This window comes from Naasia aerilata, assembly GCF_030296595.1.
Classification (GTDB): domain Bacteria; phylum Actinomycetota; class Actinomycetes; order Actinomycetales; family Microbacteriaceae; genus Naasia; species Naasia aerilata.
The window spans coordinates 1,965,603-1,982,426 of the sequence record NZ_AP027731.1; the positions used below are offsets into that span (position 1 = coordinate 1,965,603).

Annotated in this window: 15 protein-coding genes and 1 pseudogene; 8 read left to right on the forward strand and 8 right to left on the reverse strand. The window is 70.3% G+C overall.

What is annotated here, in order from left to right:
- Positions 1 to 196 precede the first annotated feature (196 nt).
- Complete coding sequence (locus tag QUE51_RS10290) at positions 197 to 1,084, reverse strand: IclR family transcriptional regulator (RefSeq protein WP_286276315.1); 888 nt, start codon at positions 1,082 to 1,084, stop codon at positions 197 to 199.
- Positions 1,085 to 1,173: 89 nt separating this feature from the next.
- On the opposite strand from QUE51_RS10290, the gene QUE51_RS10295 reads away from it, so the two are divergent.
- The 4 genes and pseudogenes from QUE51_RS10295 to QUE51_RS10310 all read left to right on the forward strand — a co-directional run bounded on the left by QUE51_RS10295 (position 1,174) and on the right by QUE51_RS10310 (position 5,933).
- Positions 1,174 to 2,061, forward strand: a complete 888-nt coding sequence (locus tag QUE51_RS10295; protein ID WP_286276317.1) for an aminomethyltransferase family protein — start codon at positions 1,174 to 1,176, stop codon at positions 2,059 to 2,061.
- Positions 2,016 to 2,555 (forward strand): hypothetical protein, encoded by a 540-nt coding sequence (locus tag QUE51_RS10300; RefSeq protein ID WP_286276318.1) that lies wholly within the window; start codon positions 2,016 to 2,018, stop codon positions 2,553 to 2,555. The genes QUE51_RS10295 and QUE51_RS10300 overlap by 46 nt, the downstream gene beginning before the upstream one ends.
- Positions 2,556 to 2,627: 72 nt before the next feature.
- A complete protein-coding gene (locus QUE51_RS10305; RefSeq protein WP_286276320.1) occupies positions 2,628 to 3,485 on the forward strand; it encodes a methylenetetrahydrofolate reductase in 858 nt (285 codons plus the stop codon).
- Positions 3,486 to 3,606: 121 nt separating this feature from the next.
- Positions 3,607 to 5,933: pseudogene (locus tag QUE51_RS10310) on the forward strand (ATP-binding cassette domain-containing protein).
- 7 nt (positions 5,934 to 5,940) lie between these two features.
- On the opposite strand, the gene QUE51_RS10315 reads toward QUE51_RS10310, so the two are convergent.
- Complete coding sequence (locus tag QUE51_RS10315) at positions 5,941 to 6,246, reverse strand: Dabb family protein (protein ID WP_286276322.1); 306 nt, start codon at positions 6,244 to 6,246, stop codon at positions 5,941 to 5,943.
- Positions 6,247 to 6,265: 19 nt separating this feature from the next.
- Here QUE51_RS10315 and QUE51_RS10320 point away from each other — a divergent pair, with 19 nt between their 5' ends.
- Entirely contained in the window at positions 6,266 to 6,700 is a 435-nt protein-coding gene (locus QUE51_RS10320) for a DUF6630 family protein (RefSeq protein WP_286276324.1), read from the forward strand.
- A 148-nt stretch (positions 6,701 to 6,848) separates the two neighbouring features.
- On the opposite strand, the gene QUE51_RS10325 is transcribed toward QUE51_RS10320, so the two are convergent.
- Entirely contained in the window at positions 6,849 to 8,183 is a 1,335-nt protein-coding gene (locus tag QUE51_RS10325) for an MFS transporter (RefSeq protein ID WP_286276325.1), read from the reverse strand.
- A gap of 126 nt (positions 8,184 to 8,309) precedes the next feature.
- Between QUE51_RS10325 and QUE51_RS10330 the strand changes: the two genes are divergently transcribed.
- A complete protein-coding gene (locus QUE51_RS10330; protein WP_286279351.1) occupies positions 8,310 to 9,239 on the forward strand; it encodes a 5'-3' exonuclease in 930 nt (309 codons plus the stop codon).
- Positions 9,240 to 9,289: 50 nt separating this feature from the next.
- Here the strand turns inward: QUE51_RS10330 and QUE51_RS10335 are convergent, their stop codons facing one another.
- From QUE51_RS10335 to QUE51_RS10355, 5 genes are all read right to left on the reverse strand, one after another.
- Positions 9,290 to 10,003, reverse strand: coding sequence for a response regulator transcription factor (locus tag QUE51_RS10335; RefSeq protein WP_286276327.1), 714 nt, complete (start codon positions 10,001 to 10,003; stop codon positions 9,290 to 9,292).
- The gene (locus QUE51_RS10340) at positions 10,000 to 11,085 is read right to left on the reverse strand and encodes a sensor histidine kinase (RefSeq protein ID WP_286276328.1); all 1,086 of its coding nucleotides are present in this window, start codon (positions 11,083 to 11,085) and stop codon (positions 10,000 to 10,002) included. Before QUE51_RS10340 ends, QUE51_RS10335 begins: the two co-directional genes overlap by 4 nt.
- A gap of 184 nt (positions 11,086 to 11,269) precedes the next feature.
- Positions 11,270 to 12,115: an ABC transporter permease subunit gene (locus tag QUE51_RS10345; protein WP_286276330.1), complete on the reverse strand. Its 846-nt coding sequence runs from the start codon at positions 12,113 to 12,115 to the stop codon at positions 11,270 to 11,272.
- Positions 12,116 to 12,129: 14 nt separating this feature from the next.
- Complete coding sequence (locus QUE51_RS10350; protein WP_286276332.1) at positions 12,130 to 13,041, reverse strand: ATP-binding cassette domain-containing protein; 912 nt, start codon at positions 13,039 to 13,041, stop codon at positions 12,130 to 12,132.
- Between the two features lie 142 nt (positions 13,042 to 13,183).
- Entirely contained in the window at positions 13,184 to 14,407 is a 1,224-nt protein-coding gene (locus QUE51_RS10355) for a right-handed parallel beta-helix repeat-containing protein (protein WP_286276333.1), read from the reverse strand.
- 241 nt (positions 14,408 to 14,648) lie between these two features.
- Between QUE51_RS10355 and QUE51_RS10360 the strand changes: the two genes are divergently transcribed.
- Together QUE51_RS10360 and QUE51_RS10365 are read left to right on the forward strand one after the other, a co-directional pair.
- The gene (locus QUE51_RS10360) at positions 14,649 to 15,038 is read left to right on the forward strand and encodes a PPOX class F420-dependent oxidoreductase (protein WP_286276334.1); all 390 of its coding nucleotides are present in this window, start codon (positions 14,649 to 14,651) and stop codon (positions 15,036 to 15,038) included.
- 183 nt (positions 15,039 to 15,221) lie between these two features.
- A complete protein-coding gene (locus QUE51_RS10365) occupies positions 15,222 to 16,670 on the forward strand; it encodes an MFS transporter (RefSeq protein WP_286276335.1) in 1,449 nt (482 codons plus the stop codon).
- Positions 16,671 to 16,824: the final 154 nt, after the last annotated feature.

Sequence of the window (16,824 nt, forward strand, 5' to 3'; positions counted from 1 at the left end):
GGCCAGCCGCCTCCCCTCGTCTTAAGCCTCGGGCTGAGCGCCCGAAAGTTCTCCGCGCCCTAACCGGCGCCCCTCGCGCCTGGCGTCCTCACACAGCCGAGTAGAAGCGCTGAGGTGGCACTTGGTGCTGCTTCAGCGCCGAGGTGGCAGCAACAAGTGCCACCTCGAGACTTCCGGGGTGCCACCTCGCGGGGCATCACACGCCGTCGTGGTGCTCCAGGTAGGCCATGGAGCGGTCGGAGGAGTTGACCAGGGCGCGGTAGGCGCCGCCCGGGCGGGCGCCCGGGTGGTCCGGCGGGAGGTAGCTGCGCAGCAGCGCCTCCGAGATGCTCGCCGCCGCCCTGCGCAGCAGCAGCACGTAGTCAGCGGGGGAGTTGCCGTCGTTGGCGACGACGACGCCGAGCGCCCCGACCACGACGTTCTGCGAGCCGCGGATGGGCACCGCGATGCCGCGCGTGCCCGGGTACAGGAAGCCCTCGGTCACGGCATGGCCGAGCCGGCGAGCGCGGAGGACCGCCTCGCGCAGCTCCTTCTCCGTCGAGATGCCGGCGTCCGTCTGCGGGTCGAGTCCTCGCTTCACGATGCGGGGAACCAGATCCTTCTCCGCTGCCGCCAGCAGGACCAGGCCACTCGAGGAGTGCTGCAGAGGGATGCGCCCGCCGACCATCGAGCCGTTCACGACGGCGTCGCGGGCGGACAGGCGCTCGATGACGAGCACGTCGAGGTCGCTGCGGACGGCGAGCTGGGTGTGCTGCCGCACCACCGCCTGCACGGCCTGCAGGTGCGGGAACGCGATCTCCCGGAGCCCGAGCACACCGGGGGTGCGGCTCCCCATCTCCCACAGGCGCACGCCGACCCGGTAGCTGCGGTCGGGCATCCGCTCGAGCAGCCCGTGCTCCACGAGCTCGCCGACGATGCCGTGGGCGGAGGAGACCGGCACCTGGGCCCGCCGCGCGATCTCGGTCAGCGTCAGGAAGGGGAGTCGATGCTGAAGGAATCGAGCACGGCGAGCACCCTGCTCACCGCCGAGATGCCGTTCGATCCGCGTGCCACTGTGCCTCCGGGACGACCGTATTCGCTTCATTCGAATATGTCGATGTGCTCTCGGAGCCGAAACCTAGACTGACGCCACTCCCCGGCGGTGTCGCCGGAACGACAGTGAGGACGACGACGATGTCAGAGACTCTCGCCCAGGCGATCGCCCGGGTCGGCAGCCCCATCGAGCTGCTGCGCAACCAGAACTGGCCGGCCTTCACCTTCCCGGTCGCCCCCGAGTTCACGAACTGGCGCGACGAGCAGCGCGCCTGGAACACGACGGTCGCGATCATGGATCAGTCGCACCACATGACGCAGCTCTTCCTGCACGGCGAGGATCTCATCCCGATGCTGCAGGGCATCTCCCCGAACACGTTCGCCACCTTCCGGAAGGGCGTCGCGAAGCAGCTGATCTCCGTCAACAAGGACGGCTATCTGGTCGGCGACGGCATCCTCTTCTACAACGAGGAGGGGCCCGAGGGCATCGTCCTCATCGGGCACCACATCCTCATCGACTGGGTGCGCTACAACGCGGAGAAGGCGGAGGCCGCGGGCAAGGACGTGCACCACCGGCTCGAGGCGAACTCGCACATGCGCCAGGGCCCTCCCACGTTCTACCGCTACGAGCTGCAGGGCCCCGTCGCCAACGAGGTGATGGAGAAGGTCCTCGGCGGCCCCGCGCCCGCGGTCAAGTTCTTCCACATCGGCGACTTCGAGATCGCCGGCAAGCACGTGTACGGCCTGCGCCACGGCATGGCCGGCCAGCCCGGCTTCGAGTTCTACGGCCCGTGGGAGGACAACGAGCTGATCATGAACACGCTGATGGAGGCCGGGGCGGAGTACGACATCCGCCGCGTCGGCGCCAAGGCGTATTCGAGCTCGCCGCAGGAGTCCGGCTGGGTGCCGACCCCTTCCCGGCCGTCTTCGACGAGGACTTCGCCGAGTATCGGGAGTGGCTCCCCGCCGCCCGCATCGGCTCGGTGGCCGGCTCCCTGTACTCCACGGACGTGCACGACTTCTACATGACCCCGTTCGACATCGGGCTCGGCCGCTCGGTGAAGTTCGACCACGACTTCCACGGTCGGGAGGCGCTCGAGAAGATCGCCGAGAACCAGAAGCGGCGCAAGGTCACCCTCATCTGGAACGCCGACGACGTGGCGGCCGTCGTCCGCTCCCAGGTCGAGCCCGGCATCCCCGCGAAGTTCCTCGACTTCCCCAAGGCGCGCTACGGCTTCTACCAGATGGACGAGGTCCGCTCCGGCGACAAGCTGGTCGGCATCTCGACCGACGCCGGCTACGTCTCCTACGACCAGCTCTACATGTCGCTGGCCACGCTCGACCTCGAGCTCGAGGACGGCGCCGAGGTCGAGGTCGTCTGGGGCGAGGACCCCATCTCGCAGAAGCCGCAGGTCGACGCCGCCCACCGCCAGGTGCGGATCCGCGCGACCGTCGCGCCCGCCCCGTTCCACGACTTCGCCCGCACCGTCTACCGCGGCCTCGAGGCCGCGGCGGCGCGCTGAGGCGCGAACACCGAAGACCAGCCCCGCACGACCACCTGGCGCTCCCCGGAGCGCCTGAAGAAAGGGATACCGATGGCGATCACCCCCGCCGAACTCATCGATGACTTCTCGCTCGAGATGACCGGCAAGGACGTTCCGGGTCTGCTCGAGGCGGCCCCCGTGCTTCCCCAGGGAACCCGGATGAACGTCACCTTCCTCGGCAACGAGGACCTCGCGATGCGGACGACCGCGGCGAAGGCCGTGCTCGACCAGGGCCTCATCCCGGTTCCGCACATCTCCGCCCGGCGCATCAAGAGCCAGGAGATGCTCGAGGAGTTCCTCGCCGCGCTGCAGGCGCAGGGCGCGAGCGAGAACGTCTTCAGCGTCGGCGGCGACCCGCACCAGCCCGAGGGCCCGTACGACGGCGCCCTCGACGTGATCAAGTCGGGTCTTCTCCAGCAGTACGGCGTGAAGAACGTGTCGATCGCCGGCTACCCGGAAGGGCACCCGGACATCAAGGACGACGCCCTGTGGGCCGCCCTCGAGGGCAAGTTCGCCGTGCTCCAGGAGCAGGGCCTGCCGGGCACGATCCTGACCCAGTTCAGCTTCGACGTGGACCCCGTCGTCGCCTGGATCGAGCAGGTCCGGGCCAAGGGCATCGACCTGCCGATCCGGATCGGCGTGCCCGGACCTGCCGGCATCAAGCGGCTCATCACCTTCGCCTCCCGCTTCGGCGTCGCCTCCAGCGCGGGCATCGCCAAGAAGTACGGGTTCTCGCTCACCAACCTGCTGGGAACGGCCGGCCCGGACCGCTTCATCAAGGAGCTCGCGGGACGCCTCGACCCGGCGAAGCACGGCTCGGTGAAGCTGCACTTCTACACGTTCGGCGGCATCCCGGCGACGAGTGCCTGGATCCGCGACTTCAAGGCGCAGCTCTCCCCGGTGCGCTGATCCTTCGCTGATCGACGGAACGGGCCGGCCGTCCGGTCGGCCCCTTCCGTTGTCCCCGGCGCATGGTTGGATCGAGCGTCGGATGCCGCAGGGCTCCGACGTTCGAGCCGATGGAGCCTGGATGAGCACCGCCACGACCCCCGCGACCGCGACGACCGTCGACGGAAGGGCGCCCGCGCCCGCCGACAGCCACGACCTCATCCGTGTGCAGGGCGCGCGCGAGAACAACCTCAAGGACGTCAGCGTCGAGATCCCGAAGCGGCGCCTGACCGTCTTCACCGGGGTGTCCGGCTCCGGGAAGAGCTCCCTGGTCTTCGGCACCATCGCCGCGGAGTCGCAGCGGCTGATCAACGAGACCTACAGCGCCTTCGTCCAGGGCTTCATGCCGACCCTCGCGCGGCCGGACGTCGACCTGCTCGAGGGTCTCACGACCGCGATCATCGTCGACCAGGAGCGGATGGGCGCGAACTCGCGCTCCACCGTCGGGACCGCGACCGATGCCAACGCGATGCTGCGGATCGTCTTCAGCCGACTGGGGGAGCCGTCGGCCGGTCCGTCGTTCAACTACAGCTTCAATCTGCCGACCGGGGCGTGCCCGCGCTGCGAGGGCATGGGCAGTGTGACCGACATCGACGTCGACGAGCTCTTCGACCGGGACAAGTCGCTCGCGGACGGCGCGATCCGCATCCCCGGGTACACGGCCGACGGCTGGCAGGTCCGGATCTTCACCGAGTCGGGCTTCCTCGACCCCGCGAAGCCGATCCGTGACTTCTCGGAGCAGGAGCTCGCCGACTTCCTCTACAAGGAGCCGGTGAAGGTCCGGATCACCGGCATCAACCTCACCTATGAGGGCCTGATCCCGAAGGTGCAGAAGACCTTCCTCGCGAAGGACAAGGAGGCGCTGCAGCCGCACATCCGCGCGTTCGTCGATCGGGCGGTCACGTTCACCCCGTGCCCGGACTGCGGCGGCACGCGGCTCAACGAGGCGGCCCGCGCCTCCCACATCGACGGCATCAACATCGCCGACGCCTGCGCGATGCAGATCAGCGACCTCGCGGAGTGGGTGCGGCGGATCGACGAGCCGAGCGTCGGGCCGCTCATCGCCACCCTCCGGCAGACGCTCGACTCGTTCGTCGAGATCGGCCTCGGCTACCTCAGCCTCGACCGTCCGTCGGGCACGCTGTCCGGGGAGAGGCGCAGCGCACCAAGATGATCCGGCACCTCGGGTCGAGCCTCACCGACGTGACCTACGTCTTCGACGAGCCGACGATCGGGCTTCATCCGCACGACATCGAGCGGATGAACGATCTGCTGCGGAGGCTGCGCGACAAGGGCAACACGGTGCTCGTGGTGGAGCACAAGCCGGAGACGATCGGCATCGCCGACCATGTCGTCGATCTGGGTCCCCGGGCCGGAACCGAGGGCGGCGAGATCTGCTTCACCGGGTCGGTGGAGGAGCTCAGGTCGAGTGACACCCTCACCGGACGGCACCTGGGCGACCGGGCGGCCCTCAAGCCGAGCGTGCGGAAGCCCACCGGCAAGCTCGAGATCCGGGGCGCGACGCGCAACAACCTCCGTGACGTGAGCGTCGACGTCCCGCTCGGCGTTCTCGTCGTGGTGACCGGAGTCGCAGGCTCGGGCAAGAGCTCGCTCATCCACGGCTCCATCCCGAAGGGGGCGAACGTCGTCTCAGTCGACCAGTCGGCCATCCGCGGCTCCCGCCGGAGCAATCCCGCCACCTACACGGGGCTGCTCGACCCGATCAGGTCGGCCTTCGCCAAGGCCAACGGCGTCAAGCCTGCACTCTTCAGCGCGAACTCCGCGGGCGCCTGCCCGAACTGCAACGGCGCGGGCGTCATCTTCACCGATCTCGCGATGATGGCCGGCGTCGCGACGGTGTGCGAGCAGTGCGAGGGCAAGCGCTTCCAGGCCGAGGTGCTCGAGTACAAGCTCGGCGGCAAGGACATCAGCGAGGTGCTGTCGATGAGCGTGCGGGAGGCGGAGGACTTCTTCGGCGGCGGAGGCGTGCGCAACCCGCAGGCCCACGCCATCCTCGACCGAATGGCGGACGTCGGGCTCGGCTACCTGACGCTCGGGCAGCCGCTGACGACACTCTCCGGCGGGGAGCGGCAGCGGCTGAAGCTCGCGATCCACATGGCGGAGAAGGGCGGCGTGTACGTCCTCGACGAGCCGACAACGGGGCTGCATCTCGCCGACGTGCAGCAGCTCCTCGGGCTGCTGGACCGACTCGTCGACGCGGGCAAGTCGGTCATCGTCATCGAGCACCACCAGGCCGTCATGGCTCACGCGGACTGGATCATCGACATGGGCCCGGGCGCCGGGCACGACGGCGGCCGCATCGTCTTCGAGGGCACGCCCGCAGAGCTGGTGGCCGCCCGCTCGACGCTGACCGGCGAGCACCTCGCGACCTACGTCGGAGGCGCCTGAGGCCGGCTCACCCCAGGTCGAACACGACGAGGCGCTCGGCCCCCGCCCCGATGATCGAGGCCACCGGCTGGTGCGCGGGGTGCGGCAGGTAGCCGTCGCGCGCTCCCGCGTCCTCGAACTCGACGACGAGCCCCCACTCGTATCCCGCCTCGAGGTGCTCGGGGCTCACGGACGGCCCGCGGCGGAGGGAGAGGATGCCCGGGACCTGCCCGGGCAGCTCGTCGACGAGCCGCTCGAGCGTCTGCACGGAGGCGGGCTCCACCTCCCGCTTCCACTCCACCAGCACGACATGGGTGATCGAGGGTCCAGGCATGCATCCGATAATGGCGGACGTGGCAGATTCGGTGGAATGGGAGCGGCTGACCCGGCTCCTCGACGATGACGAGCACCTGTGGCCGCGCGTGCTCGAGGCGTTCGAGGACGACGGCGAGGATGCGTGGGAGGCACTGCTCGGCGGGCTCGACGATGCGGGCGTGCTGGCCTATCTGCACGAGGACGACTCCGGCATGGAGCTCGCGGATGCCCTGGCTCAGCTGCCGCGCGTGTTCCGCCTGAGCCTGGACCTCGGCCGGGTGAACGACACCGACGACCTCGACGAGGCCATGGCGGCCGCGGACACCCTGCTGAGCAACGCCGGCTTCCGCCTGGTGATGCTCGAGGACGACGACGAGGACGCCCGCGCCCTCGTCGTGGTACCCGCGGGAGTGCTCGACGAGATCACCGAGCTCGCCACCGCCGTCGGACACTCGGTCAACTCCTTCGACTGAGCCCTACCGACTCTTTCCGCCGGTGACCGCCGGTACCCGCTGATCGAGGAGCTCCCCTCCCGTCCGGCGCCCCTCAACCCGCTGATTGAGGAGCTCGCGCAGCGAGCGTCTCGAAATCAGCAGCGGAGACGCGCGGGCGACCCGCCGCTCAGCCCTCCGGCTCGGTGGCCGACGCCGGGGTGGGCGCCGGCGCGTCATCGGGCGCCGGCGTCGCGTCCTGCTCGGACGCGTCGGCCGTCGCGTTCTGCCGCCGGCTGAGGTACAGGAACGGGAGCGCGATCGCGCTGATCGCCCCGCTCACGGCGAGCGAGAACGGGTATCCGGTGAGGTCGGCCGTGCGCCCGAGCGCCGGCTGGATGCCCACTCCGCCGAGGTTGCCCATGAGCGAGTCGAAGGACAGCACGGTCGCGCGCTGGCGGGAGGGGATGAGGTCGTTGAGGTACGCCTGCCGCACCGGGCCCTCGATGGCCGCGACCACTCCCCAGACGGTGAGCAGCAGCAGGGCGATCCAGAAGCTGCGCGTGAAGCCGAGGCTGAGGAGGAGGGCCGCAGCGAGGGCCGCGGACAGCAGGATGGTCGTCGTCCGCTTGCGGAAGAGGCCCCGCACCTTGGGCGCGAGGAAGCCGCCCGCGACCTGCGACGCCGCGACGATCGCCGCGGCGAGGCCGGCGATCGAGTACGCCTTCTCGTCGCCCCACAGCTCGAGCAGGTACGGCTGCAGCGCGTAGAAGACGTAGATCCCGACGCCCGCGGTGAAGGGGGCGGCGAGCATCACGTAGCGCACGGGCGGGTTGCCGAGCCCGTACTTCAGCGAGGAGCGGAACAGCGTCCGCACCGCCTTGCCGGGCCCCTCGGACTTGTCGGGCGTGAACCCGACGTCGCGCATCACGAGGAACGCGACGACGAACATCGCGAGCAGCACGCCGCCCCGCAGGAGGAACGGCACGCCCAGGTCGGTGGCCTGGGCGACGACGCCGCCGGCGACCGATCCCACGAGCATCGCGGTCCCGGACACCACCATCCCCTTGGAGAACACCGGCTCGAGCCCGCCCGAGTAGCCGGAGGCCCGCAGGGCGTCCACGAGCCACGCCTCCACGGCGCCGGAGAAGAACGTGAAGCCCAGGCCGAGCAGCACCGAGACGAGCGCCCACGCCCAGAACGGCGCGTGCCACAGCCACATGAGCCAGTAGAGGATCGTGCTCGTGGCGAGGGTCACCGTGCCGAGCAGGTAGGACGCGCGCCGGCCCACCGTGTCCGCCACCACGCCCGTGGGGATCTCGAACACCACCATGCCTGCGGTGAAGAAGGCGTTCGCGGCGAACGCCTCCAGGTTGCTGAGCCCGGCATCCAGCAGGAAGAGCGTGTTGATGCCCCAGATGAACGAGGCCGCCAGGGTGTTCCCCAGCATGAGGACCAGATAGATGCGCTGGATGCGCCGCGCCGCGGGCAGAGCCGCGATCGTCCCCTCCGTCGCCTGTGCCATCGCGCCTCCTTTCGGATGCCGATGGTAGACCCGGCCTCCGACGGAAGAAGGGCCGTTCGGACGAGGGCGGATCCGGCGCCGCGGCGGCGCATGCGGCACACTGAACCCGTGAACGAGGGCCGCCTGATGCTGCTGGACACGGCCGCGATGTACTTCCGCGCGTTCTACGGGCTGCCGGACACCCTCCGGGCCACGGACGGCACTCCCGTCAACGCGGTGCGCGGGCTCCTCGACATGATCGCGCGGCTGGTCACCGAGTTCGAGCCCACCCATCTGATCGCGTGCTGGGACGACGACTGGCGCCCGCAGTGGCGCGTCGACCTCATCCCGAGCTACAAGACGCACCGCGTGGCCGAGGCCGTCGAGGCCGGCCCGGACGTCGAGGTCGTGCCCGACCCGCTCGCGGTGCAGGTGCCGATCATCCGGGAGACGCTCACCGCCCTCGGCGTCCCGATCGTCGGGAAGGCCGGCTACGAGGCGGACGACATCATCGGCACGCTGTCCACGACGTCGGAGCTGCCCGTCGACGTGGTGACGAGCGACCGGGACCTCTTCCAGGTCGTCGACGACGAGCGCGGCGTGCGCATCATCAACACAGCCAGGGGGATGAGCAAGCTCGAGCTCGTCACCGACGAGGTCCTGCGCGCGAAGTACGGCGTGAGCGCCGCCCAGTACGCGGACTTCGCCGCCATGCGCGGCGATCCTTCGGACGGCCTCCCCGGCGTCGCCGGAGTGGGCGAGAAGACCGCGGCCCTCCTGCTCGCCGAGTTCGGCGACCTGGACGGCATCCTCGCGGCGGCCGCCGCCGGTCCGACCGTGAAGCTGTCGGCGGGCGTCAAGGCGAAGATCCGCGCGGCCGCCGACTACCTGGCGGTGGCCCCGGCCGTGGTCCAGGTCGTGAGGGACCTCGACCTGCCGCCGGTCGACGCGCGCATCGAGCTCACGGAGAAGGGCCGCGAGGAGCTCGTGCGCCTGGGCAGCCAGTGGGGACTCGGCGAGTCGGTCTCCCGAGGGATCGCCGCCTTCGCGGCCGCGAACCCGGCTCCGCCCGCCTGACGGCGCGACGGTCCTGTACGCGCAGAAGGGCCGACCTGCGCGGGAACTGGTCAGGCGCCCGCGCCGCCGGGCACGACGACACCCGTCTCGTAGCCGAGCACCACGGCGTGCACTCGGTCGCGCAGCCCGAGCTTCAGCAGGACGTGGCCCACATGGGTCTTCACGGTGGACTCGGAGAGGAAGAACGCCGTCGCGATCTCCGTGTTGGTCAGGCCGCGGGCGATCGCCTCGAACACCTCGAACTCTCGCTCGGTGAGGGAGGAGAGCCGCGGGTCGGACGCGCCGCCGGGGGAGGGCGACGAGGCGTCGTCGCCGGGGCGCGGAAGCTGAGGGCCGAACAGCTCGAGCAGGCGCTTCGTGATCCGCGGCTCCACGATCGCGTCGCCGCCTGCGACGGTCCGGATCGCGGCGACGAGCTCGGCGGGCCGGGCGTTCTTGAGGAGGAACCCACTCGCGCCCGCGCGCAGGCCAGCGAACGCGTACTCGTCGATGTCGTAGGTGGTGAGGATGAGCACGCGCGTCTCGGGCAGGCGCCGCACGATCGCCTCGGTCGCCGCGATGCCGTCCACCGACGGCATCCGCACGTCCATGACGACGACGTCCGGACGGAGCGCGAGGGCCGCCGCGATGGCCTCCCCGCCGTCGCCCGCCTCGCCGACCACGTCGATGGTCTCCTCCGCCTCGAGGACCATCCGGAAGCCCATGCGGATGAGCTCCTGATCGTCCGCGAGGAGCACCCGCACCGCCGGACGCGGCTCGGTCATCGCCCTTCCCTTCCCTCGGGATCTGAGGCCGCGGAGCCGGCAGCTCGCGGAAGGACCACCCGGACCTGCCAGCCGCCTCCGGGCCGCGGCCCGCTCTCCGCGGTGCCCCGGTGGACGGCGGCGCGCTCCTGCATGCCGATGAGGCCGCGCGCGGATCCCATACTCGGCGCCGGGACCGAGGAGGCACGGCCGTCATCCGTCACGGTGAGCGCGATGCGGTCGGGGGAGTACCGGACGTCGACGGACACGATCGTGGGGTCCACCGCATAGCGGAGCGCATTGGTGAGCGCCTCCTGCACGAGGCGGTAGAGCGCGAGCTCGAGGGCCGGTTCGGTGATCGGCTCCCCGCTCTCCGACAGGCGCACGGGCAGACCCGCCGTGCGGAACCGGCTCACCAGGTCGGGGAGATCACGACGGGTCGGAGCAGGGCGCAGTTCGTCCCCCGACCCTTCGCCGAGCACCCCGAGCAGGCTCCGCATATCGGCGAGCGCGGTGCGCCCCGTCGCGGCCAGCTCGTCGAGAGCGCGCTTCGCGGACTGCGGACTGCGCTCCACCGCAGCCGAGGCGCCGTCGGCGAGCGCGACCATCACGGAGACGCTGTGCGCCACGATGTCGTGCATCTCGCGCGCGATGCGGGAGCGCTCCGCGAGCGTCGCGATGGTCGCCTGGTTGTCGCGCTCCCGGGCGAGCTGTGCGGCGCGCTCCTCGAGCGCCCTGACCCGCTCCCGGCGGGAGGCGACGAGGGTGCCGAGCAGGATCGCCACCACGTAGGTCGCGAGCACGAGGAGGAACAGCGTCGCGTAGTCGACCGGCTGCAGCTTCGGGTCCAGCTCTTCGCGGTGCAGCAGCAGGCCGCCCGTGCCGACCAGGAGCGCCCCACCCGCGAGCGCCCAGGCGAGGCGGGGTGACCGGAACGCAGCGACCGCGTAGAGGGCGATCGGGATAGCGAAGAGGTCGTTGTTCGCATCGACCGAGAAGGTCACGATCGTCGTCAGCAGCGTGACCACGAGAAGCACTGCAACCGGGTACGGACGGCGGAACACCAGCGCGATCATGCTGAGGACGGCGGTGAGGATCAGCAAGGGGAGATGTCGGGGACGCCCTGGGCGACCTGGACGGCCCGGACGATGACGAGGGGGACTCCATAGACGGCTGCGACCGGAAGGTCGATGGCCCACCGGATGCCGAGACCCCGCCGGTCCGCCGGACGCGGAGCATCCCCGGCGGGGCCGAGCGGCTCCGCCGGGGAATGCGTCCGGGCAGGCACTAGATGTCTCGCTTCTTCCAGAGCACGGCGGCGCCCGCCGCGGCCGCCCCGACCCAGGCGAGCAGGATCGCGAGGCCTGCGAGGATCGCTCCCCAGCCCACCTGGTCGAACGGCTGGAAGAGGAGCATACCGGCGGCCGAGGGCAGGATCTGGGCCAGTCCACCGCCGACGAGAGGGATCATCGGCAGCACTCCGGGGAGCAGGAGCAGGACGCCGAGCACGAGGCCGAGCCCGGCGGCCGAGCTGCGGAAGAGAGAGCCCAGCGCGGTCGAAAGCACCGAGATCATCGCGAGGTAGAGCGCCGTGCCGAGCACCACCTGGAGCGTGCCCGCGTCCACCTCCCAGGCGGGCTTGCCGATGGTGGGAAGGCTCGGCTGGACGACCAGCCAGGTGGCGACCCCGATGACGAGGCCGACTGCGAAGGAGGCCACTCCGCTCACCACCAGCTTGGCGGCGAGGATCGGGGTGCGGCGGGGAACCGCGGCGACGGTCGCGGCGAGCAGACCGGAGGATCTCTCGGCGCTGACGACGAGGACGCCGAGGACGGCGACGAGCAGCTGTGCGATCAGCACCACGAAGCCGATCGCGCCGAGAGCAGGGCGCTCGCCGAAGGTCGCTGCGACGATCTCGCCGGCGTCTCCGCCTTCCGCGGGGGCGACGAGGATGCCGAGCACGATGAGGCCGGCGAAGCCGACCGACCCTGCGACTGCCGAGAGGACGGTCCAGACGGTGGAGCGGAGGCTCGTCAGCTTGATCCGCTCGGAGCGGAGGACCCCGGCGAAGCTGACGCCGGAGGCGGCGGGGACGGGGAGGACCTCGTCCACGTGAGTGGCGAGTGCGGTCATGGGAGCGGTTCCTTTCAGGCGGCGGCGGAGGCCGCGTAGTCGACGGACGAATGGGTGAGGGCGAGGTAGGCGTCCTCGAGGGACGCGGTGCGGGTGGTGAGCCCGGTGATGAGGGCGCCCTCCGCTGCGGCCAGCGCGGCCACCTCGGCGGCGGAGCGGCCGGTCACCTCGAGGCGGTCGGCGGCGACAGACGTGACCGTCACGCCCGCTCCGGGCAGCCGCAGGGCGAGGCGGTCGGCGTCCGGGCTCTGCACCTCGACGGTCTCGGTTCCGGCGCCGTCGAGGACGTCCGCGAGGGGAGCATCCGCAAGGATCCGGCCGCGGCCGATGACGATGAGGTGGTCGGCCGTGACGGCCATCTCGCTCATCAGGTGCGAGGAGAGGAACACGGTCCGGCCTTCCGCGGCGAGGGAGCGGAGGAGGTGGCGCACCCAGATGACGCCGTCCGGGTCGAGGCCGTTGATCGGCTCGTCGAGGATGAGCGTCGCGGGGTCGCCGAGCAGCGCGGCCGCGAGGCCGAGTCGCTGCGACATCCCGAGCGAGAAGCTCCCGGCGCGGCGGGCGGAGACGGAGGCGATGCCGGTGAGCTCCATGACCTCGTCCACCCGGCGATCGCTGATTCCGTTCGTCGCGGCGAGCGCCCGGAGGTGCGCGCGTGCGGTGCGGCCGGGGTGCCGATTGCCGGCGTCGAGCAGCACGCCGACCTCCGACAGGGGCGCGATGGCGTCCGTGAGCGCCGCGCCGTTGATCAGGGCGCGCCCCGAACTCGGGCGGTCGAGTCCGGTCAGAGCGCGGAAGGTGGTCGACTTCCCGGCGCCGTTCGGGCCGAGGAATCCGGTCACCTGACCGGGGCGGACGAGGAAGGACACGTCGTCCACCGCGGTGACCGATCCGTATCGCTTCGTGAGGTGCTGTGCTTCGATCACAGCGGACTCCCTTCGATCAGAACCCCCTGGTGGGGTTCGTTGGCTCGAAGGTACGAGCGAGGAGGTGGCCGGGCATCGGAGTCGGGTGCCGACCTCGGCGAGGAGGTCGTACCCGGGTACTAGCCGCCCGGGCGGTCCGGTGTCAGCGCACGCGGAGGAGCGCGGCGACCCCATCGGTGTAGGTGTTGCCGGACATCGCGATCGGGCTGTCCGGGCTGTAGACGGCGCAGCGCTTGATCGTCGTGTTGAGGCCGAACACGTTGCCGGTCACGCTGAATCCGGCGATCGGGCCCTTGCCCTTTGTGGACACGTTGACCGTGCAGTCGCCGTTGTCCATCCGGTTGTTGGCGATCGTGACGTTGGACATGAGCCCGCGGCCCTGGGTGATCATGATGGCCGCGTTGCTCGCGCCCTCCAGGACGTTGCCCGTGATCACGATGTTGTCGCCCACCACGGTCTCGATGTTGTCGTCGTGGGAGCCGTCGGTGTGGTCGGGGTCGTTGGCGTACCAGAGGTTGCCGTGCAGCCAGGAGTCGGCGACGAGGACGTTGCTGCCGGCGATGGAGACCTGGTCGACGGTGTTGTGGATGTTGACGCGGTGCAGCTCGAAGTTCCAGCCCATGATGCCGTTGACGGTCCAGTTGGGGTTGGTGGCGACGATCTCGCTGTCGTAGATCTTCAGGCCGACGGAGCCGGACATGTTGTCGACGAGGCCGTACTTCCCGCCGGCGTCGGTGCCGCGGATGATCGAGTTCTTGATGGTCACGTTGGCGGCCTTGACGATGACCCGGCCGTGGATGTCGAGACCGTCGAGAACGGTGCCCGGGGTCGTGATCGTCTGGTCACCGGTCACGAGCCGGAGGGTGGTGCCGGCCGGAACGCCCGCCTTGGGCGTGCCGGTGCCGGGGAGGCTGCCGGTCCCGCCGGCGGGAGGAGCGGGGACGGTCGTGCCTCCGCCGTCGCCCGGGGCCGGGTATGCGCCCGGATCGGGCAGGTCGGCCGGCCCGCAGGCATAGCCCTCCTCGCCGGACGGGATGGCCTCCTCGTCGGGGGCGCACTGAAGGGTGTCCGGGTTCGCGGACGCGAGGATCGCGGTCCCGGCCGTCGACGTGGTCGTGGTGGTCGTGGGCGTCGTCGACGAGGTCGAGGATGACGTGACCGGGGCGGGGGTCACCGTGAAGCTGTCGCGCACGATGGGGGCGAGCGGAGCGGTGGACGTGGGGGTGGTGGAGACGATCGCGGTGGTCTCAGCGGCGGCCTCGGGAGCGGGCGCGGAGGGCCACAGCGCGGCGGCCGCCACGATCCCGCCCACAGCGGCCATGGCGATGCCACCGGTGATCGCGGAGACGTTCCAGCGCCGGTCCATCGATTCCCCCTCGATGTGCGGCTGACGCCTGCCTTCGCACGAGTGCGAGAGCGTCGCTCCCCAGCGACACGTCAGCCTTCCCGTTCCTCGACCCCCGAGGGACGGAATGCATCACCCCAACTGTGCTGGATCATGAAACGCCTGGAGAGACCCCAGTTCAGGGTGCAGGGGAGGTGCAGCAGGAAGGCGACCGCGATCCCGGCTGCGCGGACAGGTGCCGGAGCCCGCTTAGGGTCGGAGGATGGCGAACACACCGGACGGATACGAAGACCTGCTCGAGCGCCCGATCGTCGGCACGCTGGCGACCGTGCGACCCGACGGCGCCCCGAGCGCCACCCCGATGTGGTTCAAGTGGGACGGCGAGGGCCTGCGCTTCACGCACACCACCAAGCGGCAGAAGCTGAAGAACCTCCAGACCGAGCCGCGCCTGTCGTTCACGATCATCGATCCGGACGACCCGTACCGCTACCTCGAGGTCCGCGGCGTCGTCGACCGGGTGGAGGAGGACCCGACGGGCTCCTTCTACGTCGAGCTGGGCAAGCGGTACGGCAACGCGGAGCAGGCGCCGCCGCCGGACTCGGCGGACCGGGTGGTCATCGTGGTCAAGCCGACCGCGTTCGGGATGCACTGAACCGCTGACCACGCTGACCCGCTGACCCGGGGCTGTCGCGGCGGTCTCCGCCCGGCGTTAGCGACCCCGGCGCCGCCCGCGCAACCCCCTGTTCCGGCTTCGGGGGCGGCACGGGCGCGAGTAAGTTCCTCTCGTCGCGGCGGTGTCGCCGCTGGTCGAGGGAGCCGTCGTATGTCATCTCGCATGGCCGCCGCCCTGAACAAGGGTCCGCACGCCAGTCTCGTTCCGGCCCGGATGGACCGTCTCCCGTGGACGCGGTTCCACTGGTCGGTGATCGTCGGACTCGGGGTGTCCTGGATCCTCGACGGCCTCGAGATCCAGATCGTCGCGGCGGCCGGGTACCAGAAGTCCCTCGACATGAACTCGGCCGAGGTCGGGCTGGCGGGCACCGTCTACCTGGTGGGCCAGGTGGTGGGCGCGCTCTTCTTCGGCCGGCTCGCCGACAAGCTGGGCCGCAAGAAGCTCTTCATCCTGACGCTCGCCATCTACCTGATCGGCAGCGGCATCGCCGGCCTCTCGTTCGCGCCGTGGTTCCTCTACATCTTCCGGTTCGTGGCCGGCCTCGGCATCGGGGGCGAGTACGCCGCCATCAACTCGGCCATCGACGAGCTGATCCCGTCCCGCTACCGCGGGCGGATCGACATCATGATCAACGGGACGTACTGGGGCGGCGCGGCCCTCGGTGCGTTCGCGAACCTGTTCTTCCTCAACCCCGACATCTTCAACGAGCATTGGGGCTGGCGGCTCGCGTTCTTCATCGGGCCCGTGCTCGGCATCGCGATCATCTTCCTTCGCCGCCACATCCCCGAGAGTCCGCGCTGGCTGATGACCCACGGCCGGGAGGAGGAGGCCGAGGCCACCGTCGACGAGATCGAGCGGCGGATCGAGGCCGAGGGCGTCACGCTCGAGGACGTTCCGAAGGAGAAGTCGATCACGGTGAAGGCCGTGGACAACATCCCGTTCCTCGTCATCGCCCGCGTCCTGTTCAAGGACTACCCGGCGCGCATCACGCTCGGGCTCACGATGATGATCACTCAGTCGTTCCTCTACAACGCGATCTTCTTCACCTACGCGCTCGTGCTCACCAACTTCTACGGCGTCGAGCAGACCGCGCTCTACTTCTTCCCGTTCGCGATCGGCAACCTGATCGGCCCCCTGGCGCTCGGCCACCTGTTCGACACCTGGGGCCGGCGGCAGATGATCTGCCTGACCTACGTGGTCTCGGGTCTCGTGCTGGCGGTGTCCGCGATCCTCTTCAACATGGGCGTGCTGGATGCCGTCTGGCAGACCGTGTTCTGGTGCGTGGCGTTCTTCTTCGCCTCGGCGGGCGCCTCCGCGGCCTACCTGACGGTGAGCGAGATCTTCCCGCTGGAGCTGCGGAGCCAGGTCATCTCGTACGTGTTCGCGGTCGGCCAGATCTTCGGCGCCGTCGCGCCCCTGCTGTACGGCATCCTGATCGGAGAGGGCAAGGACCGTTTCCCGCTGTTCATCGGCTACCTGGCGGGCGCCGCGATCATGATCATCGGCGGGGTCGTGGCGGCGTTCCTCGGTGTCGCGGCCGAGCGCAAGAGCCTCGAGGACCTCGCCGACCCGCTCTCCAAGGTGAAGGAGGAGGAGTCCGCCGCCCGCTGAGGCGTGCCGTTCCCCCTTCCGCCGCTGATTGAGGAGCTCGCGAAGCGAGCGTCTCCAAATCGACGCGTCGAGTTGCGCCCCGTGCGTGCGGTCGGTTTCGAGACGCGCCTGCGGCGCTCCTCAACCAGCGGTGCAGGGGGTCATGCCGAGCCCG

Bases quoted from the DNA above. Each gene is read 5' to 3' on its own strand.
- QUE51_RS10290 (WP_286276315.1), bottom strand. From the start codon at position 1,084: ATGAAGCGAATACGGTCGTCCCGGAGGCACAGTGGCACGCGGATCGAA.
- QUE51_RS10355 (WP_286276333.1), bottom strand. From the start codon at position 14,407: ATGGACCGGCGCTGGAACGTCTCCGCGATCACCGGTGGCATCGCCATG.
- QUE51_RS10305 (WP_286276320.1), top strand. From the start codon at position 2,628: ATGGCGATCACCCCCGCCGAACTCATCGATGACTTCTCGCTCGAGATG.
- QUE51_RS10295 (WP_286276317.1), top strand. From the start codon at position 1,174: ATGTCAGAGACTCTCGCCCAGGCGATCGCCCGGGTCGGCAGCCCCATC.
- QUE51_RS10360 (WP_286276334.1), top strand. From the start codon at position 14,649: ATGGCGAACACACCGGACGGATACGAAGACCTGCTCGAGCGCCCGATC.
- QUE51_RS10330 (WP_286279351.1), top strand. From the start codon at position 8,310: ATGCTGCTGGACACGGCCGCGATGTACTTCCGCGCGTTCTACGGGCTG.
- QUE51_RS10345 (WP_286276330.1), bottom strand. From the start codon at position 12,115: ATGACCGCACTCGCCACTCACGTGGACGAGGTCCTCCCCGTCCCCGCC.
- QUE51_RS10325 (WP_286276325.1), bottom strand. From the start codon at position 8,183: ATGGCACAGGCGACGGAGGGGACGATCGCGGCTCTGCCCGCGGCGCGG.
- QUE51_RS10365 (WP_286276335.1), top strand. From the start codon at position 15,222: ATGGCCGCCGCCCTGAACAAGGGTCCGCACGCCAGTCTCGTTCCGGCC.
- QUE51_RS10315 (WP_286276322.1), bottom strand. From the start codon at position 6,246: ATGCCTGGACCCTCGATCACCCATGTCGTGCTGGTGGAGTGGAAGCGG.
- QUE51_RS10335 (WP_286276327.1), bottom strand. From the start codon at position 10,003: ATGACCGAGCCGCGTCCGGCGGTGCGGGTGCTCCTCGCGGACGATCAG.